Consider the following 26,627-nt stretch of genomic DNA (forward strand, 5'->3'; position numbering starts at 1 on the left):
AAAAATGCCAGAAGGTCCGGAGATCCGCCGCGCGGCGGATAGCCTGGAGGCGGCGATAAAGGGCAAACCCCTGACCGATGTCTGGTTTGCTTTTCCTCAGCTAAAACCGTTTGAATCAGAGCTGGTGGGGCAGACGGTGACCCACATTGAAACGCGCGGCAAAGCGTTGCTCACGCATTTTTCCCATAACCTGACGTTATATAGCCATAACCAGCTTTACGGCGTCTGGCGCGTGGTGGAGTCGGGTGAACAGCCGCAAACCACCCGCGTGCTGCGCGTCAGGCTGCAAACGGCGGATAAGGCGATCCTGCTGTACAGCGCGTCAGATATCGAAATGTTAACGCCGGAGCAGCTGCTCACGCATCCATTTCTTCAGCGCGTCGGGCCGGACGTGCTGGACATGCGCCTGACGGCTAGCGACGTGAAGGCACGTCTGTTATCACCAAAATTCCGCAACCGTCAGTTTTCCGGGCTGTTGCTCGATCAGGCATTCCTGGCCGGATTAGGTAACTACCTGCGGGTGGAGATCCTCTGGGAAGTGGGGCTGGCGCCGCAGCACAAGGCCTCACAGCTGAGCGATGAACAGCTGGAGGCGCTGTCGCAGGCGCTGCTGGATATTCCGCGGCTGTCTTACAACACGCGCGGCGTGGTGGATGAGAACAAGCATCACGGGGCGCTGTTCCGGTTCAAGGTGTTTCATCGGGCGGGTAAGAAGTGCGAGCGGTGCGGCGGGATAATTGAGAAGACCACGCTCTCTTCACGACCGTTTTACTGGTGTCCTCGGTGCCAGACGTAAAAAAGCCGGGTGGCGGCAACGCCTTACCCGGCCTACATTTCGCACTTATAGGCCCGGCAAGCGAAGCGCCGCCGGGCGTGTTTATTAGCGCTTAATATCAGACTTAAAATCACGCTGCTCGTAGCCGGTATACAGCTGACGAGGACGAGCAATTTTCATGCCTTCGCTGTGCATTTCGTTCCAGTGCGCAATCCAGCCCACGGTACGCGCCATGGCGAAGATCACGGTGAACATGGAAGACGGAATGCCCATCGCTTTCAGAATAATGCCAGAGTAGAAATCGACGTTCGGGTAGAGTTTCTTCTCGATGAAGTACGGGTCGTTCAGCGCGATGTGTTCCAGCTCCATCGCCACTTCCAGCAGATCATCTTTGGTACCCAGCTCTTTCAGCACTTCGTGGCAGGTCTCACGCATGACGGTGGCGCGCGGGTCGTAGTTTTTGTAAACACGGTGACCGAAGCCCATCAGGCGGAAGGAGTCATTCTTGTCTTTCGCACGACGCACGAACTCAGGAATATGCTCAACGGTGCTGATCTCTTCCAGCATCTTCAGAGCCGCTTCGTTCGCGCCGCCGTGCGCCGGTCCCCACAGGGAGGCGATGCCCGCAGCGATACAGGCGAACGGGTTCGCGCCTGAAGAGCCTGCGGTACGGACGGTAGAGGTAGAGGCGTTCTGTTCGTGGTCAGCGTGCAGGATCAGAATACGGTCCATTGCGCGTTCCAGCACCGGGTTCACTTCGTACTCTTCGCACGGCGTTGAGAACATCATGCGCAGGAAGTTACCAGCGTAGGAGAGGTCGTTACGTGGGTACACAAACGGCTGGCCGATGGAGTATTTGTAACACATCGCCGCCATGGTAGGCATTTTGGACAGCAGACGGAACGCCGCGATATCACGGTGACGCGGGTTATTCACGTCAAGAGAATCGTGATAGAACGCCGCCAGCGCACCGGTAATACCGCACATCACCGCCATCGGGTGAGAGTCACGACGGAACGCATGGAACAGACGGGTAATCTGCTCATGGATCATGGTGTGACGGGTTACGGTGGTTTTGAATTCATCGTATTGCGCCTGCGTCGGCTTTTCGCCGTTCAGCAGGATGTAGCACACTTCCAGGTAGTTGGATTCGGTGGCTAACTGATCGATGGGGAAGCCGCGATGGAGCAGGATACCTTCGTCACCGTCAATGTAGGTGATTTTGGATTCGCAAGATGCGGTAGAGGTAAATCCAGGGTCAAAGGTAAATACTCCTTTGGAACCCAGCGTACGGATATCAATAACATCCTGACCGAGCGTGCCTTTTAGCACATCCAGTTCAATAGCATCATCACCATTTAGGGTGAGTTTTGCCTTTGTATCAGCCATTTACGGTCTCCTTAGCGCCTTATGCTTAAGACTGCTTTTACCGGATTTGCATTCAGCTGTTAATCACCGTTACCAGATTGTTATTTGGCTTACCGCTCAGCTCACGAGGAGTAACCAGGGTACAGAGCTATGGCGCCTTGCAGGTAAACGAATGAAATATCAGTGAAACAACAGCAAATCAGCGTTTTTGCAGTCCGAATTATTCAAACCTGTATATCACTAATAACTGTCCTGATAACTTCGGTCAATACCATCACACTGTTACATAACTATTTGTCAGGTGAAAGAGAGACCTCATAACTTTTGCGCATTATATGCCTTTTCTGATGACGTTTGTAACAATATTGTTTAACATTTGTCAAATCAGATGATTAAAAATTAAAAATATGTTGTTATCGTGACCCTGATCACTGTTCCAGAGAAAACCCAACAAACTGTATGTAGGTTAATTGTAATGATTTTGTGAACGGCCTATACTGCCGCCAGGTCTCCGGAACACCCTGCAATCCCGAGCCACCCAGCGTTGTAACGTGTCGTTTTAGCATCTGGAAGCAATGTTTTGCATGACGCGCAGTTATAGAAAAGGAACGCTGCTTGACCCGCATCGCAGTCCGGAGGAAGGAAACAATAAGAACAGCATGTGGGCGTTATTCATGATAAGAAATGTGAAAAAACAAAGACCTGTCAATCTGGATCTGAAAACGATCCGGTTCCCCGTAACAGCAATAGCGTCCATTCTGCACCGTGTTTCTGGTGTGATTACGTTTGTGGCGGTCGGTATTTTGCTGTGGTTACTGGGCACCAGCCTCTCTTCCCCTGAAGGATTCCTCCAGGCTTCGGCCATCATGAACAGCTTCTTCGTGAAATTCATCATGTGGGGCATTCTGACCGCGCTGGCATACCACGTCGTCGTGGGTGTTCGCCATATGCTGATGGACTTTGGTTATCTCGAAGAGACCTTCGAAGCCGGGAAACGCTCCGCAAACATTTCATTTGTGATTACTGTCGTGCTTTCACTTCTCGCAGGAGTTCTCGTATGGTAAGCAACGCCTCCGCATTAGGACGCAACGGCGTACATGACTTCATTCTGGTCCGTGCTACCGCTATCGTTCTCACCCTTTACATCATCTATATGATCGGTTTCTTCGCGACCAGCGGCACGCTGACGTGGGAAATCTGGAGTGGGTTCTTCGGATCCGCCTTCACCAAAGTGTTCACCCTGCTGGCCCTGTTCTCCATCCTTATTCATGCCTGGATTGGCATGTGGCAGGTGTTGACCGATTACGTAAAACCGTTAGGCGTTCGCCTCCCGCTGCAGCTGGCCATTGTTGTTGCACTGGTGGTTTACGTTATTTATGGATTCGTTGTGGTGTGGGGTGTGTAATGAAACTGCCAGTCAGAGAATTTGATGCTGTTGTAATTGGTGCCGGTGGCGCAGGTATGCGTGCCGCACTGCAAATTTCCCAGAGCGGCCAGACCTGTGCGCTGCTCTCTAAAGTGTTCCCGACCCGTTCCCACACTGTGTCTGCGCAGGGCGGTATCACCGTTGCGCTGGGTAACTCCCACGAAGATAACTGGGAATGGCACATGTACGATACGGTTAAAGGTTCCGACTATATCGGCGACCAGGATGCCATCGAATATATGTGTAAAACCGGCCCGGAAGCGATTCTGGAGCTGGATCACATGGGGCTGCCGTTCTCCCGTCTGGAAAATGGCACCATCTATCAGCGTCCGTTTGGCGGCCAGTCGAAAAACTTCGGCGGCGAGCAGGCGGCACGTACCGCGGCGGCGGCTGACCGTACCGGCCACGCGCTGCTGCACACCCTGTATCAGCAGAACCTGAAAAACCACACCACCATCTTCTCCGAGTGGTACGCGCTGGATCTGGTGAAAAACGCCGATGGCGCGATCGTGGGCTGTACCGCGCTGTGCATCGAAACCGGTGAAGTGGTTTACTTCAAAGCCCGCGCTACCGTGCTGGCGACCGGCGGCGCAGGCCGTATTTACCAGTCCACCACCAACGCCCACATCAACACCGGTGACGGTGTCGGTATGGCTATCCGCGCGGGCGTGCCGGTGCAAGATATGGAGATGTGGCAGTTCCACCCAACCGGTATCGCCGGTGCGGGCGTGCTGGTAACAGAAGGCTGCCGTGGTGAAGGTGGCTACCTGCTGAACAAACACGGCGAGCGCTTCATGGAGCGTTATGCCCCGAATGCGAAAGACCTGGCGGGTCGTGACGTGGTGGCGCGTTCCATCATGATCGAAATCCGTGAAGGCCGCGGTTGTGACGGCCCATGGGGTCCACACGCGAAGCTGAAGCTCGACCATCTGGGTAAAGAGGTGCTGGAATCCCGTCTGCCGGGCATCCTGGAACTGTCCCGCACCTTCGCCCACGTCGACCCGGTGAAAGAGCCGATTCCGGTTATCCCAACCTGCCACTACATGATGGGCGGTATTCCGACCAAAGTGACCGGTCAGGCGCTTACCGTGAATGAGCAGGGCGAAGACGTGGTTATCCCTGGTCTGTTCGCCGTAGGCGAAATTGCCTGCGTGTCCGTACACGGCGCAAACCGTCTGGGCGGCAACTCGCTGCTGGACCTGGTAGTGTTTGGTCGTGCGGTGGGTCTGCATCTGCAGGAATCCATTGCCGAGCAGGGCGCGCTGCGTGACGCAACTGACGACGAAATCGATGCCTCTCTTGAGCGCCTCAACCGCTGGAACGGTAACCGTAACGGCGAAGATCCGGTTGAAATCCGTAAAGCGCTGCAGGAGTGCATGCAGCACAACTTCTCGGTATTCCGCGAAGGCGACGCGATGGCCAAAGGTCTTGAGCAGCTGAAAGCGATCCGCGAGCGTCTGAAAAATGCCCGTCTGGACGACACCTCCAGCGAGTTCAACACCCAGCGCGTCGAGTGCCTGGAGCTGGATAACCTGATGGAAACCGCGTTCGCGACGGCGATGTCGGCAAACTTCCGTACCGAAAGCCGTGGCGCGCATAGCCGCTTCGACTTCCCGGAGCGTGATGACGAAAACTGGCTGTGCCATTCCCTGTATCTGCCAGAGTCGGAAACCATGACGCGTCGTAGCGTCAATATGGAACCGAAACTGCGTCCGGCGTTCCCGCCGAAGATTCGTACTTACTAATGCGGAGACAGGATAATGAAACTCGAATTCTCAGTTTATCGTTATAACCCGGATGTTGATGATGCTCCGCGCATGCAGGATTACACCCTGGAAGCGGAAGAAGGCCGTGACATGATGCTGCTGGATGCGTTAATCCAGCTGAAAGAAAAAGATCCAACGCTGTCGTTCCGCCGCTCCTGCCGTGAAGGGGTTTGTGGCTCTGACGGGGTGAACATGAACGGCAAAAATGGCCTGGCCTGCATCACGCCAATTTCAGCGTTGCAGCGTCCTGGTCAGAAAATTGTTATCCGTCCTCTGCCAGGCCTGCCGGTCGTGCGTGATTTGGTGGTAGACATGGGGCAATTCTATGCACAATATGAGAAGATTAAGCCTTACTTATTGAATAATGGGCAAAATCCACCCGCTCGCGAGCACTTACAGTCTCCTGAGCAGCGTGAAAAACTCGATGGGTTGTACGAGTGTATTCTTTGTGCATGTTGTTCAACGTCCTGCCCGTCGTTCTGGTGGAACCCGGACAAGTTTATCGGCCCGGCCGGTCTGCTGGCTGCCTATCGCTTCCTGATCGATAGCCGCGACACCGAAACCGATAGCCGTCTGGAAGGACTGAGTGACGCTTTCAGCGTATTCCGCTGCCATAGCATCATGAACTGCGTCAGTGTGTGTCCGAAGGGGCTGAACCCGACGCGCGCCATCGGCCATATTAAGTCGATGCTGCTGCAGCGCAGTGCGTAAGTAGTGAGAGGGGAGCGCTGTTCCCCTCACCCTAACCCTCTCCCTAAGGGAGAGGGAATAGATTGCAGGAAATCTTTAAAAACTGCCGACGACCTTCCCCCTCTCCCCACGGGAGAGGGTCGGGGTGAGGGGAAACCCTTAAGACAGTTTCTAAAGGTTCCTTCGCGGGCCAAATGAAAAGAGCTCGCAGGTGAACCCCGGCACGTACACGTGGTGTGCGTGGTAGTTTCTACGGCGAAAGTAAGCATAAAAATGCTTAAGGGATCACGATGCAGAACGGCGCAATGAAAGCCTGGCTGGACTCTTCTTACCTCTCTGGTGCGAACCAGAGCTGGATAGAACAGCTCTATGAAGACTTCTTAACCGATCCTGACTCAGTGGACGCAAACTGGCGTTCCATGTTCCAGCAGTTGCCTGGTACAGGGGTCAAACCGGATCAATTCCATTCCAAAACACGTGATTATTTCCGTCGTCTGGCGAAGGATGCCTCACGTTACTCTTCTGCGATTTCCGACCCTGACACCAATGCGAAGCAGGTTAAAGTCCTGCAGCTTATCAACGCTTATCGCTTCCGCGGTCACCAGCATGCGAATCTCGATCCGCTGGGACTGTGGAAGCAAGACCGTGTGGCCGATCTCGATCCGGCGTATCACGATCTGACCGAGGCCGATTTCCAGGAAAGCTTTAACGTAGGTTCCTTTGCCATCGGCAAAGACACGATGAAGCTGGGCGATCTGATTGACGCGCTCAAGCAAACCTACTGCGGCTCCATCGGCGCGGAATATATGCACATTACCTCTACCGAAGAGAAACGCTGGATCCAGCAGCGCATCGAATCCGTAGCGGGCCACGCGACCTTCTCGGCTGACGAGAAAAAACGCTTCCTGAGTGAACTGACCGCAGCGGAAGGGCTTGAGCGCTATCTGGGTGCGAAGTTCCCGGGCGCAAAACGCTTCTCGCTGGAAGGCGGAGACGCGCTGGTGCCGATGCTGAAAGAGCTGATTCGCCACGCAGGCAAGAGCGGCACCCGTGAAGTGGTGCTCGGCATGGCGCACCGCGGTCGTCTGAACGTGCTGGTCAACGTGCTGGGTAAAAAACCGCAGGACCTGTTCGACGAATTCGCGGGCAAACATAAAGAACACCTCGGCACCGGCGACGTGAAGTACCATATGGGCTTCTCGTCGGATATCGAAACCGAAGGCGGTCTGGTTCATCTGGCGCTGGCGTTTAACCCGTCGCACCTGGAAATCGTCAGCCCGGTGGTTATCGGTTCCGTACGCGCGCGTCTGGATCGTCTGGACGAGCCGAGCAGCAATAAAGTGCTGCCAATCACCATCCACGGCGATGCGGCGGTAACAGGGCAGGGCGTGGTTCAGGAAACCCTGAACATGTCGAAAGCGCGTGGTTACGAAGTGGGCGGTACCGTTCGCATCGTGATCAATAACCAGGTGGGCTTTACTACTTCTAACCCGCTGGATGCGCGTTCTACCCCGTACTGCACCGACATCGGTAAGATGGTACAGGCACCCATCTTCCACGTTAACGCGGATGACCCGGAAGCCGTTGCTTTCGTTACCCGCCTGGCGCTGGACTTCCGTAATACCTTCAAACGCGATGTGTTCATTGACCTCTTCTGCTACCGCCGTCACGGCCACAACGAAGCGGATGAGCCAAGTGCAACCCAGCCGCTGATGTACCAGAAAATCAAAAAACACCCGACCCCGCGCAAAATCTATGCTGACAAGCTGGAAAGCGACAAAGTGGCGACGCTGGAAGATGCGACCGAAATGGTCAACCTCTACCGCGACGCGCTGGACGCGGGTGAATGCGTAGTGAAAGAGCTGCGCCCGATGAACATGCACTCCTTTACCTGGTCTCCGTACCTCAACCACGAGTGGGATGAGAGCTACCCGAACAAGGTGGAGATGAAGCGCCTGCAGGAGCTGGCTAAACGCATCAGCACCGTGCCGGACGCTATCGAGATGCAGTCTCGCGTGGCGAAAATTTACGCTGACCGTCAGTCCATGGCGGCAGGCGAGAAGCTGTTTGACTGGGGCGGCGCGGAAACGCTGGCTTACGCGACGCTGGTTGACGAAGGCATTCCTGTTCGTCTGTCCGGTGAAGATGCGGGTCGCGGCACCTTCTTCCACCGTCATGCGGTGGTTCACAACCAGTCTAACGGTTCAACCTACACCCCGCTGCAGCACGTGCACAACGGTCAGGGCCAGTTCAAGGTCTGGGACTCCGTGCTGTCTGAAGAAGCGGTACTGGCTTTCGAGTACGGTTACGCCACGGCAGAACCGCGCACCCTGACCATCTGGGAAGCGCAGTTCGGTGACTTCGCCAACGGTGCGCAGGTGGTTATCGACCAGTTCATCTCCTCCGGCGAGCAGAAATGGGGCCGTATGTGTGGCCTGGTGATGCTGCTGCCGCACGGTTATGAAGGTCAGGGTCCGGAGCACTCCTCCGCGCGTCTGGAACGTTATCTGCAGCTTTGCGCCGAGCAGAACATGCAGGTCTGCGTGCCGTCCACCCCGGCTCAGGTCTACCACATGCTGCGTCGTCAGGCGCTGCGCGGTATGCGTCGTCCACTGGTGGTGATGTCGCCGAAATCCCTGCTGCGTCATCCGCTGGCGGTGTCCAGCCTGGATGAGCTGGCGAACGGCACCTTCCTGCCGGCCATCGGTGAAATTGACGAGCTGGATCCGCAGGCCGTGAAGCGCGTGGTGATGTGTTCTGGTAAGGTTTATTACGACCTGCTGGAACAGCGCCGTAAGAACGATCAGAAAGATGTCGCCATCGTGCGTATCGAACAGCTTTATCCGTTCCCGCATCAGGCGATGCAGGAAGTGCTGAAACAGTATGCTCACGTACATGATTTTGTCTGGTGCCAGGAAGAGCCGCTCAACCAGGGCGCATGGTACTGCAGCCAGCATCATTTCCGTGAAGTGATTCCATTTGGGTCAGCCCTGCGCTATGCAGGTCGCCCGGCCTCCGCCTCTCCGGCGGTAGGGTATATGTCCGTTCACCAGAAGCAGCAACAAGATCTGGTCAATGACGCGCTGAACGTCGATTAATTAAAGGATACATAATGAGTAGCGTAGATATTCTTGTTCCCGACCTGCCTGAATCCGTAGCAGATGCGACCGTCGCTACCTGGCACAAAAAACCAGGCGATGCCGTTAAGCGCGATGAAGTGCTGGTAGAAATCGAAACTGACAAAGTGGTACTGGAAGTACCGGCTTCGGCGGATGGCGTTCTGGACGCGGTGCTGGAAGATGAAGGTACCACCGTCACCTCTCGTCAGATCCTGGGTCGCCTGCGTGAAGGCAACAGCGCGGGCAAAGAGTCCAGCGCCAAGTCTGAAGAGAAAGCCTCTACGCCGGCTCAGCGCCAGCAGGCTTCTCTGGAAGAACAGTCTAACGATGCCCTCAGCCCGGCGATCCGTCGCCTGCTGGCGGAACACAGCCTTGACCCGGCAGCCATTAAAGGCACCGGTGTGGGCGGTCGTCTGACGCGCGAAGATATCGACAAGCACCTGGCGAAAGCGCCTGCTCAGGCAGAAGCGAAAGCCCCTGCGGCAGCACCAGCAGCACAGCCTGCTCTGGGCGCACGCAGCGAAAAACGCGTGCCAATGACCCGCCTGCGCAAGCGCGTGGCCGAGCGTCTGCTGGAAGCGAAAAACTCCACCGCGATGCTGACCACCTTCAACGAAGTGAACATGAAGCCAATCATGGACCTGCGTAAGCAGTACGGTGACGCCTTTGAAAAACGTCACGGTATCCGTCTGGGCTTTATGTCCTTCTACGTGAAGGCGGTAGTTGAAGCGCTGAAACGCTACCCGGAAGTGAACGCGTCTATCGATGGCGATGACGTGGTTTACCACAACTATTTCGACGTCAGCATGGCGGTTTCTACTCCACGTGGCCTGGTCACCCCGGTTCTGCGTGATGTGGATACCCTGGGTATGGCCGACATTGAGAAAAACATTAAAGAGCTGGCTGTTAAAGGCCGCGACGGCAAGCTGACCGTAGACGACCTGACCGGCGGTAACTTCACCATTACCAACGGCGGCGTATTCGGCTCGCTGATGTCTACCCCGATCATTAACCCGCCGCAGAGCGCGATCCTGGGTATGCACGCCATTAAAGATCGTCCTATGGCGGTAGACGGTAAGGTTGAGATCCTGCCGATGATGTACCTGGCGCTCTCTTACGATCACCGCCTGATCGACGGCCGCGAGTCCGTAGGCTTCCTGGTGGCGATTAAAGAGCTGCTGGAAGATCCAACGCGCCTGCTGCTGGACGTCTAGTTTTGCAGTCTTGCCCGGCGGCGTATGGCTGCCGGGCCAATAAAAGCACGACCTAACGATTACCTGAAGGATGGATAGAACACATGAACTTACATGAATATCAGGCCAAACAGCTGTTTGCCCGGTATGGCTTACCGGCTCCGGTGGGTTATGCCTGTACTACCCCGCGTGAAGCAGAAGAAGCCGCATCTAAAATCGGTTCCGGCCCGTGGGTAGTTAAATGTCAGGTTCACGCTGGTGGCCGTGGTAAAGCGGGCGGTGTGAAGGTTGTTAAGAGCAAAGAAGAGATTCGTGCGTTTGCTGAACATTGGCTCGGCAAGCGTCTGGTGACCTACCAGACAGATGCAAACGGCCAGCCGGTCAACCAGATCCTGGTGGAAGCGGCAACCGATATCGCGAAAGAGCTGTACCTGGGCGCGGTTGTTGACCGTAGCTCCCGTCGCGTGGTGTTCATGGCGTCTACCGAAGGCGGCGTGGAAATCGAAAAAGTGGCGGAAGAAACGCCTCACCTGATCCACAAAGTAGCAATCGATCCTCTGGCGGGCCCAATGCCTTACCAGGGGCGCGAGCTGGCGTTCAAACTGGGCCTGGAAGGCAAGCTGGTTCAGCAGTTCACCAAGATCTTCATGGGCCTGGCGACCATCTTCCTGGAGCGCGACCTGGCGCTGATCGAGATCAACCCGCTGGTGATCACCGCCCAGGGCGATCTGATCTGCCTCGACGGCAAGCTGGGCGCTGACGGCAACGCGCTGTTCCGCCAGCCGGATCTGCGCGAAATGCGCGATCAGTCTCAGGAAGATCCACGTGAAGCGCAGGCGGCACAGTGGGAACTGAACTACGTAGCGCTGGATGGTAACATCGGCTGCATGGTTAACGGTGCGGGCCTGGCAATGGGCACCATGGACATCGTTAAGCTGCACGGCGGTGAGCCAGCAAACTTCCTCGACGTGGGCGGTGGCGCAACCAAAGAGCGCGTAACCGAAGCGTTTAAAATCATTCTCTCCGACGACAACGTGAAGGCTGTTCTGGTGAACATCTTCGGCGGTATCGTCCGTTGCGACCTGATCGCAGACGGTATCATCGGTGCGGTAGAAGAAGTGGGCGTTAACGTTCCGGTAGTTGTGCGTCTGGAAGGTAACAACGCTGAACTCGGCGCGAAAAAACTGGCTGACAGCGGCCTGAATATTATTGCAGCGAAAAGTCTGACGGATGCAGCTCAGCAGGTTGTTGCCGCAGTGGAGGGGAAATAATGTCCGTTTTAATTAATAAAGATACCAAGGTTATCTGCCAGGGCTTCACCGGTAGCCAGGGGACTTTCCACTCCGAACAGGCGATTGCCTATGGTACGCAGATGGTTGGCGGCGTAACGCCAGGTAAAGGCGGTACCACCCACCTGGGCCTGCCGGTGTTCAACACCGTGCGTGAAGCGGTAGAAGCGACGGGCGCAACCGCGACCGTGATCTACGTTCCGGCTCCGTTCTGCAAAGACTCCATTCTGGAAGCGATCGACGCAGGCATTAAACTGATCATCACCATCACCGAAGGCATCCCGACGCTGGATATGCTGACCGTGAAGGTGAAGCTGGACGAAGCTGGCGTGCGCATGATCGGCCCGAACTGCCCTGGCGTTATCACCCCGGGCGAATGCAAAATCGGCATCATGCCGGGCCACATTCACAAACCGGGCAAAGTGGGCATCGTGTCCCGTTCCGGTACCCTGACCTATGAAGCAGTTAAGCAGACCACCGATTACGGCTTCGGCCAGTCCACCTGCGTGGGCATCGGCGGTGACCCGATCCCGGGCTCTAACTTCATCGATATCCTGAAGCTGTTCCAGGAAGATCCGCAGACCGAAGCGATCGTGATGATCGGTGAGATCGGCGGAAGCGCGGAAGAAGAAGCGGCTGCTTACATCAAAGAACACGTGACCAAGCCAGTTGTGGGCTACATCGCGGGTGTGACCGCGCCGAAAGGCAAGCGTATGGGTCACGCAGGCGCGATCATCGCCGGTGGTAAAGGTACGGCTGATGAGAAATTCGCAGCGCTGGAAGCCGCAGGCGTGAAGACCGTTCGCAGCCTGGCGGATATCGGCGAAGCACTGAAATCCATCATTAAGTAAGTCCTCTCTGCTCCCCGAAAGGGGGGCGTTGAAGTATAAAATGTCCGTTTCGACATGGTTGGCCGCTGTAAAGCGGCCTTTTTTATTGCCTGCGTTTGGCGACAAGCGTGAACTTGTAATCGTCGGTATTGAACACGTTGCGGCTGTATTCAAATACCCGTCCGTCCTTCAGAAACCCGCGGGAGACTTTTTCCAGGATCGGCTTCGCCGGATCGAGCGCCAGCGCGGCAATCGCCTCTTCTGACGGCATGATCGGCACCAGCTCCTGCTCGCTGCGATCGATAACCAGCTTCTTGATCTGCTCAACGTAGTGGTATTTCGAATTCTCCATCACTTCCCAGGTGAGGTCGGGGAACATCGCCAGCGGCATCCACGTTTCTTCCAGATTCACCGGTTTTTGTTTGATAAAGCGGACTCGTTTGACGTGCCAGACTTTATCGTCCGGGTTGATCGCCAGCCGTGCCGCGAGCATCTCATCGGCTTTCACCACTTCGAAGACCCTGACGTCGCTGTGCGTATCGACGTTTCGGTCCGCCAGCTTTTCGTAAAATCCGGTGAGCTGGTAAATATCGTAGTTAACCCGCTCCTCTTTTACATACGAGCCGCTGCCCTGAATGCTTTCGACGATCTGCTCATCGGCGAGCAGCTTCAGAGCCTGCCGTACGGTGACACGGCTGACGCTAAAAGCCTCCTGAAGGCTGGACTCCGTCGGGAGTGCGTCCCCGGGTTTTAATTCCCCGGCATTAATTTTCTCGCGGAACGCATCGGCTATCTGCCGGTACATTGGTTTATTGCCCATTTCATCGCGCCTGCTTAATACCTTTTTAGGGCATTATGCATTCAACTAATAATTTGTAAATAATACAACTCAAATACAAATTTGATGGTTAGTGAAAATGATCACATAAATGTATTATTAAGTCTGCCAGAATCCTTCCCAGACAATAACTTTTTATAGGTGAGGATCTTTATGAACCTGACGACTCTGACCGATCCGCGTGCTGTCTGCGTTCAGGCGCAGTTTACTGGCCGTGATGAGGCAATCCGTCAGCTTGCAGCGCGGCTGGTTACGCTGGGCAAAATAGCGGACGCCGATGCCTTTCTGGCGGAAGTTTTCCAGCGTGAATCGCTTGGCCCGACGGCGCTGGGAGAAGGACTGGCCGTGCCTCACGGTAAATCAGCAGCCGTGAAGGAAGCGGCTTTTGCCGTGGCAACCCTGAGCGAACCGCTGGAGTGGGAAGGCGTTGATGGGCCGGAAAAGGTTGAGCTGATTTTTCTGCTCGCTATTCCGCCTGCACAAGCCGGTTCGACGCATATTCAGGTGCTAACGGAGCTAACGTCTCGCCTGGCGGATGACGATCTCAGGGCACGGGTGATGGCGGCCTCCACGGCGGAAGAAGTTCTTGCTGCGCTGGAAGCTGCTCCTGATGCGGAAGAGGCCGATGTCGCGGTAAATGCCCCGACAATCGTCTGCGTTACCGCCTGTCCGGCTGGAATCGCCCATACCTACATGGCTGCGGAGTATCTGGAAAAAGCGGGACGCAAACTGGGCGTCAACGTAGTGGTCGAAAAGCAGGGGGCGAACGGCATTGAGGGACGCATCACCGCGCAGCAGCTGCAGGAGGCCAAAGCCTGCATCTTTGCGGCGGAGGTGGCGATCAAGGAGAGCGAACGTTTTCAGGGGATCCCCGCCATTTCAGTGCCCGTTGCGGAACCTCTGCGCCATGCTGAAGCACTCATTGAACGCGCGCTGGCACTCCAGCCCTCAACCGATGCACGTCAAGTGCATGGCGATCCCGAAACGAAAAAGAGCGTTAAAACTGAACTCAAGCAGGCGCTTCTTAGCGGTATCTCCTTTGCGGTGCCGCTGATCGTCGCCGGCGGGACGGTGCTGGCCGTGTCGGTACTGCTGGCACAAATTCTGGGCCTGCAGCACCTGTTCGACCAGGAAAACTCGTGGCTGTGGATGTACCGCAAGCTTGGCGGCGGCATGCTCGGCATTCTGATGGTACCCGTTCTGGCGGCCTATACAGCTTACTCGCTGGCGGATAAACCCGCGCTGACGCCGGGCTTTGCGGCCGGGCTTGCAGCCAATATGATCGGTTCCGGTTTTCTGGGCGCTATCGTCGGAGGGCTGATCGCGGGTTACCTGATGCGCTGGGTGAAAAATCACATTCGCCTGAGTAGCCGCTTCAACGGTTTTTTAACCTTTTATCTCTATCCGGTTATTGGCGTACTGGGTGCGGGCAGCCTGATGCTGTTTGTGATCGGTGAGCCGGTGGCCTGGCTTAATACTACGCTCACCGCCTGGCTTAACGGTTTATCCGGTGCGAATGCGCTGCTTCTGGGGGCGATCCTCGGCTTTATGTGCTCATTCGATTTGGGTGGCCCGGTCAACAAAGCCTCTTACGCGTTCTGTCTGGGAGCGATGGCTAACGGGGTATACGGTCCCTATGCGATCTTTGCCTCCGTCAAAATGGTGTCGGCCTTTACCGTGACGGCGTCAACGATGCTGGCGCCGAAGTTTTTTAAACCGTTTGAAATTGAAACCGGTAAATCAACGTGGCTGCTCGGCCTGGCGGGCATTACCGAAGGGGCGATCCCAATGGCGATTGAAGATCCGCTTCGCGTCATTGGCTCATTTGTGCTCGGCTCCATGGTAACAGGCGCGATTGTTGGTGCGATGGGGATCGGGTTATCCACCCCGGGGGCCGGTATTTTCTCTCTCTTTTTACTTCACGATGCCGGGTTGAGCGGTGTGGTTGCGGCGGCGGGCTGGTTTGGCGCGGCGCTGGTGGGTACCGCTATCTCCACCTTTATTCTGCTGCTCTGGCGACGCCAGGCGGTAAAAAAGGGCAAATACGTCATTGAAGACGCCATACCGTAAAAACTCACAAAACAGGAAACGAAGATGAAAGCTGTATCTCGCGTTCATATCACGCCGCATATGCACTGGGACCGTGAGTGGTACTTCACCACTGAAGAGTCACGTATTCTTCTGGTCAATAATATGGAAGAGATCCTGACCCGTCTGGAGCAGGACGATGAATATAAATATTACGTCCTCGATGGCCAGACGGCGGTGCTGGAGGATTATTTTGCCGTCGTGCCCGAAAACCGGGCACGCGTGAAGGCGCTAGTCGAGCGCGGAAAGCTCATTATTGGCCCCTGGTATACCCAGACCGATACCACTATTGTCAGCGGCGAGTCGATTGTCCGCAACCTGATGTACGGTATCCGGGACTGTATGGCGTTCGGCGAGCCGATGAAGATAGGTTATCTGCCGGATTCGTTTGGTATGTCCGGCCAGCTTCCGCATATCTATAACGGATTTGGCATTACCCGCACCATGTTCTGGCGCGGCTGTTCTGAACGACACGGGACCGATAAAACCGAGTTTCTCTGGCAGAGCCAGGACGGCAGCGAAGTTACGGCTCAGGTGCTGCCGCTGGGCTACGCGATTGCTAAGTACTTACCGGAGGACGAAGCCGGGCTGCGAAAACGGCTCGATAGCTATTTCGACGTTCTGGAAAAGGCCTCCGTCACCAAAGAGATTTTGCTGCCCAACGGCCACGATCAAATGCCGCTGCAGCAGAACATTTTTGCGGTGATGGATAAGCTGCGTGAAATCTATCCCCAGCGTCAATTTGTGATGAGCCGTTTTGAGGAGGTGTTTGACCATATCGAGGCGCGCCGCGATGAGCTGGCGACCCTGAAAGGGGAGTTTATCGACGGGAAATATATGCGCGTTCACCGGACAATCGGCTCCACGCGCATGGATATTAAAATCGCCCATGCGCGTATCGAGAACAAAATTGTCAATATTCTCGAACCGCTGGCGACGCTTGCCTGGACGCTGGGCTTCGATTACCACCACGGCCTGCTGGAGAAGATGTGGAAAGAGATCCTCAAAAACCACGCTCACGACAGCATCGGCTGCTGCTGCAGCGACAAGGTGCACCGCGAGATTGTCTCCCGCTTTGAGCTGGCTGAGGACATGGCGGACAACCTGGTGCGTTTCTATATGCGCAAGATTGTCGACAACATGCCGCAAAGCGACGCCGACAAGCTGGTGATGTTCAATCTGATGCCCTGGCCGCGTGAAGAGGTGATGAATACCACGATTCGACTGCGCGCCAGCCAGTTCCGTCTGCGGGATGATAAAGGCAACGAGATCCCGTATTTCATTCGCAGCGCGCGCGAGCTCGACCCTGGTCTCATTGACCGGCAGATTGTCCATTACGGTAATTACGAACCGTTTATGGAGTTTGATATTCAGCTCAGCCAGATACTGCCGTCGATGGGCTACCGTACGCTGTTTATCGAACCAAACATGGCCGGGAAGGTGCTCTCGCCGGTGAAAAACACCGAATCCTTGCTCGAAAACGCCTTCTGGCAGATTGATATAAATAACGACGGTACGCTGCGCCTGCGCGACAAAGAAACCGGGCTGATTTATGACCGCGTGCTGGAAATCGAAGAGAGTTCGGATGATGGCGATGAGTACGACTACTCGCCTTCGCGGGAAGAGTGGAGACTCACTTCTGCACAGGGCGAGCATCAGGTCGAGGTTATACACGAAGGCTGGCAGAGCAGGGCGGTGATTCGCCATCAGATCGCGGTACCATCTAATCTGGCCGAACGCGCGGCGGGTCAGCGAAACGGGTCTCTCGGCGCTGAGTTTGAAATCACGCTTAGCCACCACAGCAGACGTATTGATGTGGCAGTGCGTCTGGATAATCAGGCTGACGACCACCGCGTTCGCGTGCTGATCCCAACGCCGTTTACAACCCAGGGCGTGTTAGCGGATACGCAGTTTGGCACTCTCACTCGTCCGGTGCAGGACGCGGCGATGGAAAACTGGCAGGAGGAGGGGTGGAAAGAAGCGCCGGTTCCGGTCTGGAACTTACTCAACTATGCCGTCCTGCAGGAAAAACGAAACGGGCTTGCGCTGTTCACCGAAGGACTACGCGAGTTTGAAGTAGTAGGCGAGGATAAAAAAGCCTTTGCCCTGACCCTGCTTCGCGGCGTGGGGTTACTCGGCAAAGAAGATTTGCTGTTGCGCCCCGGTAGACCTTCAGGAATCAAAATGCCTGTTCCTGACTCCCAGGTGCGCGGTTCGTTAAGCTGTCGCTTTAGCCTCTTCAGCTTCAGTGGAACGCCGGAAAACGCGGGCGTCGCGCAGCAGGCTAAATCGTGGTTAACACCGGTGCAGTGCTATAACAAAATTCCCTGGGACGCGATGAAGCTCAATCGCTCGTCGTTTACCACGCCGGAAAGTTACAGTCTGCTGGCGCTTTCGCCAACGGGATGCGTGCTCAGTACGCTCAAAAAGGCTGAAGATCGAGACGAGCTCATTCTTCGTCTGTTCAACCCTTCTGAGTCCAGCGCATGTGACGCGACGTTATCCGTGGATCCGACCGTGAAACGGTGCTGCGAAACGGACATGAATGAACGGATAATAGACAATCGTGAAGAAGAGGGCATCGTCGGGGCATTCAGACCGGGACAGTCACGAACCTTCAGCATTCTTCTTGCCTGAAAAACGCTGACACGATCAAAAGGCCGCAGAGTTTGCGGCCTTTTATCATTAAATAGTCATGCTTCGGTGTTAACTTCCGGGATAATAAAAGTAAATCAAATGTAATTTCTAAGGGTTGCAAAAACAGAATGGAAAAATAAACTGGCCCGACTACGCTTATTGCTTGTCTCGCTTCGGCAGGGCGTTTTTCTCTCGCGTTAATTAAAATCACTTCTGTTTATATTTTTTTCGTCTTCGATAACCAATCGCATCCTGGATATGCTGACCGTGAAGGTGAAGCTGGATGAAGCAGGCGTGCACATGATCGGCCCGAACTGCCCAGGCGTTATCACCCCTGGCGAATGCAAAATCGGCATCATGCCGGACCACATTCATCGGCCAATCCACCTGTGTGGGCATCGGCTGTGACCCGATCCCTGGCTCTAACTTCATCGACATCATAAAATATGTCGTTTCGACATGGTTGGCCGCTGAAAAGCGGCCTTTTTTTAGAAGTTGTTTTTATTGATGATGGCGCGAATTAACCCTTTGCCCGGGAAATCGGCGGCGATGATCCCTGTGCGCTCAACATAATTATTGTTCAGATAGTTGCGGGTCAGCGTGTTGGTGCCTTCAAACGCGATCGTACAGATGCGGATAAAACAGCTAACCCGTGGGAAATCAGGGTACTTATATTTCCATCCCGGCGTGGTCAGGCCCGTTGAGAGGCGCGGTGCCGATGTGCCTGCGCTGGAGTGGCCGCTGGCAACAAAATAGGGAAAAGATCCCCCCGCCGCGCTCAGATAGTTAATCGAGATATCACCGTAATTTTGATTATCATTAATAAACTTTTTAACCTTTTCCCATTTACCGTAGAGATCCCAGTTTGAACTTACGGACCAGGCATCCTGCATTTCGATACTATTTAAACGGCGGGATGCAACGGGGGTACTGCCGGTGCTTTCAAAATTGTCCCAAATAATAAAGACTTTTCCGCGAACCTGATTAAGCGTAGGGTCGTGAAGGTAACCATAATCCGACAGGAACGTATTTTGATACGTCGAAATATAGCTATCCATGGTTTCGCTGATGCTTCGGGTGTTATTCGACGGGGAATACTCTTCGCGAAGTCGCATCACCACGGTTTCGCCGCGATGCTGTTGCAGGAAGGCCGTCACCGACTTCATTACGTCATCAAAGTTAAGATTTTGATATTTCACGCCGTGATGAATAGCAAAAGCATCATCGATGTGCCGCACCCGAATATCCAGATAGCGGATCCCCGCGTTAAGCTGCTGAGGAATGGTCATGACCTGGTTGGCGATGGCATCTCCACCGTAGCGTGAGCCTGAATCATGCGTGCCTGGGATACTCAATCGTGAAAGGGTAAGGTTGCCAGGGAGGCGGGCCATCCAGTCGGTCTGGGTATAATCCATAATTGCCGCATCGTGACTATAGGCATCGTCATTATGCGCAAATGCGGTCGTGCTTATTAATAAAGCACCGAGCAGAGGTAGGTATTTCATATGGTAATAACTCTTTGAGTGGGTAAAAATTTAAAAAATAATTATTTCAGTAATGAAATGCTCTCACAAGATAAGCTGGCCTAAATAAATTCTTAATATATGATTTTGTTTTTTTATTAATCGCAGGAAAGCGTGGTTTTGTGGTTAATTTGTGCAAATATATAATTTAAATTAATTGATATAGTGTTATTTTTATTCTCAAGCTGCTAATTACACCGCAATCATTCGAAGGGTAAATAATTCACTCACCTGCCCGGCACGCTTTTTTGCTGCAATTTTTTTTTGAAGCTAATAATAGCATCAGCCCCTTTCTGCCCCATTTCTTGAAGGAAGCAGACGATTCGCAGTAAGGGTAGTGAAACACGGAAAAAATGTTCCTCTTTGGCTGGCTTACAGATCGTGAACAGGGGGGGCCGCGAGGGGAGGGAGATCTGTGCGAGGGGCGACAGGATGGTTTTTTAATGTAGAGGGTGCGATGAGGTGATATTGAGCGCGTAGTTAAGGTAAATCACTTTTAACTAAATTTGCATCATCTTTGATAACCTGCACAACTTTTGTATATACATGTATTTAACATGGATTTCACCAAAATCACCACACTTAAACTTTGTTAACATTACTGGTCTTTTTTGATTTAAATCAATGTTTAATTCTTGGAAAAATGAGTAGAAAAGCGCTAAATTGTTCCCGATCAAAATGGCCGAAATGTGGTGATTTTGCTATAAGTTGATCGTCGTCGAAAAACGTAAATGTGATTCAATAAAAACCTGTTTATTGTAAGGGTTTTGCAGCGTATTATATTTGCGGGATCAATTTGAGTTTTTTATTAACCTATTTGTAACCTATCGTTATCGTTTTTATCCTTCTCCAGGGTAATAACGACGACCAGGATGCGAATAATTTGTATTGGGGCATGCGTGTGGATCTCTCTCTGACGGGGTTCACTCTCGGAGTCTTCATGCGATGAGCAAGGAGTCATAATGTTAGACGTAGTCGAACTGTCGCGCTTACAGTTTGCCTTGACCGCGATGTACCACTTTCTGTTTGTGCCACTGACGCTCGGTATGGCGTTCCTGCTGGCCATCATGGAAACGGTTTACGTCCTCTCCGGCAAACAGATTTATAAAGATATGACCAAGTTCTGGGGCAAGTTGTTTGGTATCAACTTTGCGCTGGGCGTGGCAACCGGTTTGACCATGGAGTTCCAGTTCGGGACTAACTGGTCTTACTATTCCCACTATGTAGGGGATATCTTCGGTGCGCCGCTGGCCATTGAAGGTCTGATGGCCTTCTTCCTCGAATCTACCTTTGTAGGTCTGTTCTTCTTCGGTTGGGACCGTCTGGGTAAAGTCCAGCACATGGCCGTAACCTGGCTGGTGGCATTAGGTTCTAACCTGTCCGCGCTGTGGATCCTGGTGGCGAACGGCTGGATGCAGAACCCGATCGCGTCTGACTTCAACTTCGAAACCATGCGCATGGAGATGGTCAGCTTTGCCGAGCTGGTCCTGAACCCGGTTGCTCAGGTTAAATTCGTTCACACTGTGGCATCTGGCTACGTGTGCGGCGCGATGTTCGTGCTGGGTATCAGCTCCTACTATATGCTGCGCGGTCGTGACTTCGCGTTTGCCAAGCGCTCCTTTGCTATCGCTGCAAGCTTCGGTATGGCTGCAATCCTCTCCGTTATCGTTCTGGGTGATGAATCCGGTTACGAAATGGGTGACGTGCAGAAAACCAAACTGGCCGCTATCGAAGCCGAATGGGAAACCCAGCCGGCGCCTGCTGCCTTTACGCTGTTCGGTATTCCCGATCAGGACGCACAGGAAAACCGCTTCGCCATTCAGATCCCTTACGCGCTGGGTATCATTGCAACCCGTTCTGTCGATAAGCAGGTAACGGGTCTGAAAGAGCTGATGGTTCAGCACGAAGAGCGTATCCGTAACGGTATGAAGGCCTACTCGCTGCTTGAACAGCTGCGTGCCGGTTCTACCGACCAGGCTGTTCGCGACCAGTTTAACAACGTGAAGAAAGATCTGGGTTACGGTCTGCTGTTGAAACGCTATACCCCGAACGTTTCTGATGCGACGGAAGCACAAATTCAGATGGCGACCAAAGACTCGATTCCTCGCGTTGCGCCACTGTACTTCGCATTCCGTATCATGGTGGGCTGCGGCATCATCATGCTGCTGATCATTGCGGCGTCCTTCTGGTCCGTGATTCGCAACCGCATCGGCGAGAAAAAATGGCTGCTGCGTACCGCGCTGTACGGTATTCCACTGCCGTGGATCGCGATTGAGTCCGGCTGGTTTGTAGCAGAATACGGCCGTCAGCCATGGGCGATTGGTGAGGTGCTGCCAACGGCAGTAGCGAACTCCTCCCTGACGGCAGGCGATCTGATCTTCTCCATGCTGCTGATCTGTGGTCTGTACACCCTGTTCCTGGTGGCTGAACTGTTCCTGATGTTCAAGTTCGCGCGCCTTGGCCCAAGCAGCCTGAAAACCGGTCGCTATCACTACGAGCAGTCCACTGTGACTACTCAGCCGGCACGCTAAGACAGGAGTCATCAAATGATCGATTATGAAGTATTGCGTTTTATCTGGTGGCTGCTGGTTGGCGTTCTGCTGATCGGTTTCGCCGTCACGGATGGTTTCGACATGGGGGTGGGGATGCTCACCCGTTTCCTCGGTCGCAATGACACCGAGCGTCGAATCATGATTAACTCTATCGCCCCTCACTGGGACGGTAACCAGGTGTGGCTGATCACCGCAGGCGGCGCGCTGTTTGCTGCCTGGCCGATGGTCTACGCGGCTGCGTTCTCCGGCTTCTACGTGGCGATGATTCTGGTGCTGGCCTCTTTATTCTTCCGTCCGGTCGGTTTCGACTACCGTTCCAAGATTGAAGACACCCGCTGGCGCAACATGTGGGACTGGGGCATCTTCATCGGTAGCTTCGTTCCACCGCTGGTGATTGGCGTGGCGTTCGGTAACCTGCTGCAGGGCGTACCGTTCCACCTCGACGAATACATGCGTCTTTACTACACCGGTAACTTCTTCCAGCTGCTGAATCCATTTGGTCTGCTGGCCGGTGTGGTGAGCGTGGCGATGATCATCACTCAGGGCGCAACCTACCTGCAGATGCGTACCGTCGGTGAACTGCACCTGCGCTCTCGTGCTACTGCTCAGGTTGCGGCACTGGTGACGCTGGTTTGCTTTGCTCTGGCAGGCGTGTGGGTGGTGTACGGTATTGATGGTTACGTGGTGACGTCCGCGATTAACCACTCGGCACCGTCTAACCCGCTGACCAAAGAAGTGGCGCGTCAGGCTGGTGCCTGGCTGGTGAACTTCAACAATACCCCTGCGCTGTGGGCGATCCCGGCTCTGGGTGTACTGCTGCCCCTGCTGACCGTGCTGACGTCTCGTCTGGAGAAAGGTGCTCTGGCGTTCGTGTTCTCTTCACTGACGCTGGCGTGCATCATCCTGACGGCGGGTATTGCCATGTTCCCATTCGTCATGCCGTCCAGCACCATGCTGAATGCTAGCCTGACCATGTGGGATGCAACCTCCAGCCATATGACGCTGAACTTAATGACTTACGTTGCTTGCGTGTTCGTTCCGATTGTTCTGGCTTACACCATCTGGTGTTACTGGAAAATGTTCGGTCGTATCACTAAAGAACATATCGAAAGCAACACCCACTCTATGTACTAAGTAAGGAGCTGAATATGTGGTATTTCGCATGGATTTTAGGGACGCTTCTTGCCTGTGCTTTTGGTGTCATTACTGCCCTGGCGCTTGAGCACGTAGAAGCGACCAAAGCGGGTGAAGAAAAACACTGATGAATATTATCGCGAAACTTTACGCGGTAATGGATAAGCGCCCGTTACGGGCGCTTTCTTTAGTGATGGCATTACTGCTGGCAGGCTGTATCTTCTGGGACCCGTCGCGCTTTGCGGCAAAGACCAGCGAGCTTGAGATCTGGCACGGCTTCCTCATCATGTGGGCGGTGTGTGCCGGGGTCATCCACGGCGTGGGCTTTCGTCCAAAAGCGGTTCACTGGCAGGGCATTTTCTGCCCGCTCATTGCCGATCTGGTCCTTCTCGCCGGATTGATTTTCTTCTTCTTCTGAATAAGAAACGTCCTATAACGTTATGGGCTTACCCGAGCCCATAAAAATTTACTCTCCGTTTACTTTCTCCCATTCCAAACCATCTTTCCCGCGCGTATAGTAGCGAAGTTTAAAAGCATTAACTTTTATTGCATTACCGGGATGTAAAGTGAATACAACGCTGTTTCGATGGCCGGTTCGTGTCTATTACGAAGATACCGATGCCGGTGGTGTGGTTTACCACGCCAGCTACGTTGCTTTTTATGAACGGGCACGCACAGAGATGCTGCGCCATCATCACTTTAGTCAACAGGTGCTGTTGGCTGAGCGAGTTGCCTTCGTGGTACGCAAGATGACGCTTGAGTATTTTGCGCCTGCCAGACTCGACGATATGCTCGAAGTCCAAACTGAAATTACATCAATGCGCGGGACCTCACTGGTATTCACGCAGCGGATAGTCAACGCAGAGAACACCGTACTGAACTCAGCTGAAGTACTGATTGTTTGTGTTGATCCAACCATAATGAAGCCTCGTGCGCTTCCTAAGTCTATTGTCGCGGAGTTTAAGCAGTGACTGACATGAATATCCTTGATTTGTTCCTGAAGGCAAGCCTTCTGGTTAAACTTATCATGTTGATTTTGATTGGTTTTTCAATCGCATCCTGGGCCATCATCATCCAGAGAACGCGTATCCTCAATGCTGCTGGCCGTGAAGCGGAAGCGTTTGAAGATAAGTTCTGGTCGGGTATTGAGCTTTCTCGTCTGTATCAGGAGAGCCAGGGACGCCGTGAAAACCTGACCGGCTCCGAACAAATTTTCTATAGCGGATTCAAAGAGTTTGCTCGTCTGCATCGTGCAAACAATCATGCGCCGGAAGCGGTCGTGGAAGGCGCCTCGCGTGCGATGCGTATCTCTATGAACCGTGAGCTGGAAAATCTTGAAACGCACATTCCTTTCCTCGGCACTGTCGGCTCCATCAGCCCGTATATCGGTCTGTTTGGTACCGTGTGGGGGATCATGCACGCCTTTATCGCGCTTGGCGCGGTGAAGCAGGCGACGTTGCAGATGGTTGCACCGGGTATCGCTGAAGCACTGATTGCGACCGCTATCGGTCTGTTTGCGGCTATCCCGGCGGTTATGGCTTACAACCGTCTGAACCAGCGCGTGAACAAACTGGAACTGAACTACGACAACTTTATGGAAGAGTTCACCGCGATTCTGCACCGTCAGGCGTTTACCAGCACCGAGAGCAACAAGGGGTAAACCATGGCCAGATCGCGTGGACGAGGTCGTCGCGAGCTCAAGTCCGAAATCAATATCGTTCCACTGCTGGACGTCCTGTTGGTACTGCTGCTGATCTTCATGGCAACAGCGCCAATCATTACCCAGAGCGTGGAGGTGGATCTTCCGGATGCGACAGAATCACAGGCGGTGAGCACCAATGACGATCCTCCGGTCATCATTGAAGTTTCCGGCGTAGGGCAGTACAGCGTGGTGGTAGAAAAAGATCGCATGGATCAGCTTCCACCCGAGCAGGTGATTGCTGAGGCGCAGCGTCGCCTCGAGTCAAATCCGAAAACGGTCTTCTTAATCGGTGGCGCGAAAGACGTACCCTACGATGAAATTATTAAAGCGCTGAACTTGCTACATAGTGCGGGTGTTAAGTCAGTTGGCTTAATGACTCAACCTATTTGATCATCCGCGTAGTTTTTGGGAACCGATAGTGTCAAAGGCAACCGAACAGAACGACAAGCTTAAGCGAGCGATAATCGTCTCCGCAGTGCTGCACGTTATTCTTTTTGCAGCGCTGATCTGGAGTTCGTTCGACGAGCATATTGATGCATCAGCAGGCGGCGGTGGAGGATCTTCCATTGACGCCGTAATGGTGGATCCCGGTGCGGTAGTGCAGAACTATAATCGCGAACAACAGCAGAAGGCGAGTGCCAAACGGGCTGAAGAGCAGCGTGAAAAACAGGCGCAACAGCAGGCGGAAGAGCTGCGTGAAAAGCAGGCCGCCGAGCAGGAGCGTTTGAAGCAGCTTGAGAAAGAACGTTTGCAGGCGCAGGAAGCAGCGAAAGCGCAGGCGGAACAGCAGAAGCAAGCCGAAGAGGCCGCGAAGAAAGCGCAGGAACAGCAAAAGCAGGCGGAAGAGGCGGCTGCCAAAGCCGCAGCAGATGCTAAAGCGCAGGCTGATGCCCAGGCGAAATTAGCGGCAGAAGCGGCGAAGAAAGCGGCTGCGGATGCTCAGAAAAAAGCTGAAGCGGAAGCGGCGAAGAAAGCCGCTGCGGATGCTCAGAAAAAAGCCGAAGCGGAAGCTGCGAAGAAAGCCGCAGCTGATGCTCAGAAGAAAGCTGAAGCCGAAGCCGCGAAAAAAGCCGCTCAGGAAGCAGAGAAGAAAGCGGCTGCCGAGGCTGCGAAGAAAGCTGCTGCTGCCGAAAAGGCTGCTGCAGAAAAAGCTGCCGCCGCGGAAAAAGCCGCTGCAGATAAAAAAGCTGCAGCTGAGAAGGCCGCTGCCGATAAGAAAGCTGCTGCTGAAAAAGCGGCTGCGAAAAAGGCTGCTGCCGCTGAAAAAGCCGCTGCTGCCGCAGGGGTTGACGATCTGCTGGGGGATTTAAGCTCCGGTAAGAATGCACCGAAAACGGGCGGTGGGGCGAAAGGAAACAACGCAGCGCCGACCGGAAGTGGTAACACTAAGAGTAACGGTGCGACAGGGGCCGAAATCAACGGCTATGCCGCGCAGATTAAATCGGCGATTGAAAGCCGGTTCTATGACGCGTCTTCCTATACCGGTAAAACGTGTACGCTGCGTATAAAACTGGCTCCGGACGGCATGCTGCTTGACATTAAGTCTGAAGGTGGCGACCCGGCTTTATGTACTGCGGCTCTGGCTGCAGCGCGTCAGGCGAAGATGCCTAAACCGCCTTCGCAGGCAGTCTACGAAGTCTTCAAAAATGCACCGCTGGACTTCAAACCTTAAGTTACATTTTCCCCGTGCAAACGGG

At 54.1% G+C, this 26,627-nt stretch carries 22 protein-coding genes and 1 pseudogene; 20 read left to right on the forward strand and 3 right to left on the reverse strand.

The features are described from left to right. Nucleotides 1-4 precede the first annotated feature (4 nt). On the forward strand, nt 5-796 hold the full coding sequence (gene nei / locus ACR42C_RS06605) for an endonuclease VIII (protein WP_320720478.1): 792 nt from the start codon (nt 5-7) through the stop codon (nt 794-796). A gap of 84 nt (nt 797-880) precedes the next feature. Here the strand turns inward: nei and ACR42C_RS06610 are convergent, their stop codons facing one another. After that, entirely contained in the window at nt 881-2,164 is a 1,284-nt protein-coding gene (locus ACR42C_RS06610) for a citrate synthase (RefSeq protein WP_047347070.1), read from the reverse strand. A 638-nt stretch (nt 2,165-2,802) separates the two neighbouring features. On the opposite strand from ACR42C_RS06610, the gene sdhC reads away from it, so the two are divergent. The 8 genes from sdhC (at nt 2,803) to sucD (ending at nt 12,477) form a co-directional block, all read left to right on the forward strand. Continuing rightward, nucleotides 2,803-3,207, forward strand: a complete 405-nt coding sequence (sdhC, locus tag ACR42C_RS06615) for a succinate dehydrogenase cytochrome b556 subunit (RefSeq protein ID WP_020684965.1) — start codon at nt 2,803-2,805, stop codon at nt 3,205-3,207. Then, on the forward strand, nt 3,201-3,548 hold the full coding sequence (sdhD, locus tag ACR42C_RS06620; protein WP_296269967.1) for a succinate dehydrogenase membrane anchor subunit: 348 nt from the start codon (nt 3,201-3,203) through the stop codon (nt 3,546-3,548). Before sdhC ends, sdhD begins: the two co-directional genes overlap by 7 nt. Then, nucleotides 3,548-5,314 carry a succinate dehydrogenase flavoprotein subunit gene (gene sdhA / locus ACR42C_RS06625; protein WP_024908800.1) on the forward strand — a complete coding sequence of 589 codons (1,767 nt, stop codon included), beginning with the start codon at nt 3,548-3,550 and terminating at the stop codon, nt 5,312-5,314. Before sdhD ends, sdhA begins: the two co-directional genes overlap by 1 nt. A gap of 15 nt (nt 5,315-5,329) precedes the next feature. Continuing rightward, on the forward strand, nt 5,330-6,046 hold the full coding sequence (gene sdhB / locus ACR42C_RS06630) for a succinate dehydrogenase iron-sulfur subunit SdhB (RefSeq protein ID WP_008501090.1): 717 nt from the start codon (nt 5,330-5,332) through the stop codon (nt 6,044-6,046). A 269-nt stretch (nt 6,047-6,315) separates the two neighbouring features. Continuing rightward, the gene (gene sucA, locus ACR42C_RS06635; RefSeq protein ID WP_116343910.1) at nt 6,316-9,123 is read left to right on the forward strand and encodes a 2-oxoglutarate dehydrogenase E1 component; all 2,808 of its coding nucleotides are present in this window, start codon (nt 6,316-6,318) and stop codon (nt 9,121-9,123) included. A 14-nt stretch (nt 9,124-9,137) separates the two neighbouring features. Beyond that, nucleotides 9,138-10,358 carry a 2-oxoglutarate dehydrogenase complex dihydrolipoyllysine-residue succinyltransferase gene (gene odhB / locus ACR42C_RS06640; RefSeq protein WP_008501093.1) on the forward strand — a complete coding sequence of 407 codons (1,221 nt, stop codon included), beginning with the start codon at nt 9,138-9,140 and terminating at the stop codon, nt 10,356-10,358. Between the two features lie 83 nt (nt 10,359-10,441). Beyond that, nucleotides 10,442-11,608, forward strand: coding sequence for an ADP-forming succinate--CoA ligase subunit beta (sucC, locus tag ACR42C_RS06645; RefSeq protein ID WP_420300276.1), 1,167 nt, complete (start codon nt 10,442-10,444; stop codon nt 11,606-11,608). Beyond that, a complete protein-coding gene (gene sucD / locus ACR42C_RS06650; protein WP_008501094.1) occupies nt 11,608-12,477 on the forward strand; it encodes a succinate--CoA ligase subunit alpha in 870 nt (289 codons plus the stop codon). The genes sucC and sucD overlap by 1 nt, the downstream gene beginning before the upstream one ends. Nucleotides 12,478-12,559: 82 nt before the next feature. Here the strand turns inward: sucD and ACR42C_RS06655 are convergent, their stop codons facing one another. Continuing rightward, on the reverse strand, nt 12,560-13,276 hold the full coding sequence (locus ACR42C_RS06655; protein ID WP_302218911.1) for a GntR family transcriptional regulator: 717 nt from the start codon (nt 13,274-13,276) through the stop codon (nt 12,560-12,562). Nucleotides 13,277-13,447: 171 nt separating this feature from the next. Between ACR42C_RS06655 and mngA the strand changes: the two genes are divergently transcribed. The 3 genes and pseudogenes from mngA to ACR42C_RS06670 form a co-directional block, all read left to right on the forward strand. Further along, nucleotides 13,448-15,364 (forward strand): PTS 2-O-a-mannosyl-D-glycerate transporter subunit IIABC, encoded by a 1,917-nt coding sequence (gene mngA / locus ACR42C_RS06660; protein WP_166710461.1) that lies wholly within the window; start codon nt 13,448-13,450, stop codon nt 15,362-15,364. A 24-nt stretch (nt 15,365-15,388) separates the two neighbouring features. Continuing rightward, nucleotides 15,389-18,019 (forward strand): mannosylglycerate hydrolase, encoded by a 2,631-nt coding sequence (gene mngB, locus ACR42C_RS06665; RefSeq protein WP_479984911.1) that lies wholly within the window; start codon nt 15,389-15,391, stop codon nt 18,017-18,019. 252 nt (nt 18,020-18,271) lie between these two features. After that, a pseudogene (locus tag ACR42C_RS06670) lies at nt 18,272-18,464 on the forward strand (succinate--CoA ligase subunit alpha); the annotation flags it as partial. Nucleotides 18,465-18,507: 43 nt separating this feature from the next. Here ACR42C_RS06670 and ACR42C_RS06675 read toward each other — a convergent pair. Then, complete coding sequence (locus tag ACR42C_RS06675; protein WP_479984912.1) at nt 18,508-19,524, reverse strand: phosphatidylinositol-specific phospholipase C; 1,017 nt, start codon at nt 19,522-19,524, stop codon at nt 18,508-18,510. 980 nt (nt 19,525-20,504) lie between these two features. Between ACR42C_RS06675 and cydA the strand changes: the two genes are divergently transcribed. From cydA to tolA, 8 genes are all read left to right on the forward strand, one after another. Next, on the forward strand, nt 20,505-22,073 hold the full coding sequence (cydA, locus tag ACR42C_RS06680; protein WP_116343914.1) for a cytochrome ubiquinol oxidase subunit I: 1,569 nt from the start codon (nt 20,505-20,507) through the stop codon (nt 22,071-22,073). Nucleotides 22,074-22,088: 15 nt separating this feature from the next. Next, on the forward strand, nt 22,089-23,228 hold the full coding sequence (gene cydB / locus ACR42C_RS06685) for a cytochrome d ubiquinol oxidase subunit II (protein WP_028012386.1): 1,140 nt from the start codon (nt 22,089-22,091) through the stop codon (nt 23,226-23,228). A gap of 14 nt (nt 23,229-23,242) precedes the next feature. Beyond that, nucleotides 23,243-23,356, forward strand: a complete 114-nt coding sequence (gene cydX, locus ACR42C_RS06690) for a cytochrome bd-I oxidase subunit CydX (RefSeq protein WP_003858598.1) — start codon at nt 23,243-23,245, stop codon at nt 23,354-23,356. Continuing rightward, a complete protein-coding gene (ybgE, locus tag ACR42C_RS06695; protein ID WP_008501100.1) occupies nt 23,356-23,646 on the forward strand; it encodes a cyd operon protein YbgE in 291 nt (96 codons plus the stop codon). The genes cydX and ybgE overlap by 1 nt, the downstream gene beginning before the upstream one ends. Before the next feature lie 148 nt (nt 23,647-23,794). Next, nucleotides 23,795-24,199 carry a tol-pal system-associated acyl-CoA thioesterase gene (ybgC, locus tag ACR42C_RS06700; protein WP_003858593.1) on the forward strand — a complete coding sequence of 135 codons (405 nt, stop codon included), beginning with the start codon at nt 23,795-23,797 and terminating at the stop codon, nt 24,197-24,199. After that, a complete protein-coding gene (tolQ, locus tag ACR42C_RS06705; protein ID WP_008501101.1) occupies nt 24,196-24,888 on the forward strand; it encodes a Tol-Pal system protein TolQ in 693 nt (230 codons plus the stop codon). Before ybgC ends, tolQ begins: the two co-directional genes overlap by 4 nt. Nucleotides 24,889-24,891: 3 nt before the next feature. Next, nucleotides 24,892-25,320 carry a colicin uptake protein TolR gene (gene tolR / locus ACR42C_RS06710; protein WP_003858589.1) on the forward strand — a complete coding sequence of 143 codons (429 nt, stop codon included), beginning with the start codon at nt 24,892-24,894 and terminating at the stop codon, nt 25,318-25,320. Between the two features lie 28 nt (nt 25,321-25,348). After that, nucleotides 25,349-26,602, forward strand: coding sequence for a cell envelope integrity protein TolA (gene tolA / locus ACR42C_RS06715; protein WP_116343915.1), 1,254 nt, complete (start codon nt 25,349-25,351; stop codon nt 26,600-26,602). The last annotated feature ends 25 nt before the right edge of the window (nt 26,603-26,627 follow it).

The sequence above is a fragment of the Enterobacter sp. MG-EB028 genome, assembly GCF_056673305.1.

Bases quoted from the DNA above. Each gene is read 5' to 3' on its own strand.
- ybgE (WP_008501100.1), top strand. From the start codon at position 23,356: ATGAATATTATCGCGAAACTTTACGCGGTAATGGATAAGCGCCCGTTA.
- mngA (WP_166710461.1), top strand. From the start codon at position 13,448: ATGAACCTGACGACTCTGACCGATCCGCGTGCTGTCTGCGTTCAGGCG.
- mngB (WP_479984911.1), top strand. From the start codon at position 15,389: ATGAAAGCTGTATCTCGCGTTCATATCACGCCGCATATGCACTGGGAC.
- sucC (WP_420300276.1), top strand. From the start codon at position 10,442: ATGAACTTACATGAATATCAGGCCAAACAGCTGTTTGCCCGGTATGGC.
- cydX (WP_003858598.1), top strand. From the start codon at position 23,243: ATGTGGTATTTCGCATGGATTTTAGGGACGCTTCTTGCCTGTGCTTTT.
- sdhA (WP_024908800.1), top strand. From the start codon at position 3,548: ATGAAACTGCCAGTCAGAGAATTTGATGCTGTTGTAATTGGTGCCGGT.
- sdhC (WP_020684965.1), top strand. From the start codon at position 2,803: ATGTGGGCGTTATTCATGATAAGAAATGTGAAAAAACAAAGACCTGTC.
- odhB (WP_008501093.1), top strand. From the start codon at position 9,138: ATGAGTAGCGTAGATATTCTTGTTCCCGACCTGCCTGAATCCGTAGCA.
- sdhD (WP_296269967.1), top strand. From the start codon at position 3,201: ATGGTAAGCAACGCCTCCGCATTAGGACGCAACGGCGTACATGACTTC.
- tolR (WP_003858589.1), top strand. From the start codon at position 24,892: ATGGCCAGATCGCGTGGACGAGGTCGTCGCGAGCTCAAGTCCGAAATC.
- ACR42C_RS06655 (WP_302218911.1), bottom strand. From the start codon at position 13,276: ATGGGCAATAAACCAATGTACCGGCAGATAGCCGATGCGTTCCGCGAG.
- sdhB (WP_008501090.1), top strand. From the start codon at position 5,330: ATGAAACTCGAATTCTCAGTTTATCGTTATAACCCGGATGTTGATGAT.
- nei (WP_320720478.1), top strand. From the start codon at position 5: ATGCCAGAAGGTCCGGAGATCCGCCGCGCGGCGGATAGCCTGGAGGCG.
- sucA (WP_116343910.1), top strand. From the start codon at position 6,316: ATGCAGAACGGCGCAATGAAAGCCTGGCTGGACTCTTCTTACCTCTCT.
- ACR42C_RS06610 (WP_047347070.1), bottom strand. From the start codon at position 2,164: ATGGCTGATACAAAGGCAAAACTCACCCTAAATGGTGATGATGCTATT.
- cydA (WP_116343914.1), top strand. From the start codon at position 20,505: ATGTTAGACGTAGTCGAACTGTCGCGCTTACAGTTTGCCTTGACCGCG.
- ACR42C_RS06675 (WP_479984912.1), bottom strand. From the start codon at position 19,524: ATGAAATACCTACCTCTGCTCGGTGCTTTATTAATAAGCACGACCGCA.
- sucD (WP_008501094.1), top strand. From the start codon at position 11,608: ATGTCCGTTTTAATTAATAAAGATACCAAGGTTATCTGCCAGGGCTTC.
- cydB (WP_028012386.1), top strand. From the start codon at position 22,089: ATGATCGATTATGAAGTATTGCGTTTTATCTGGTGGCTGCTGGTTGGC.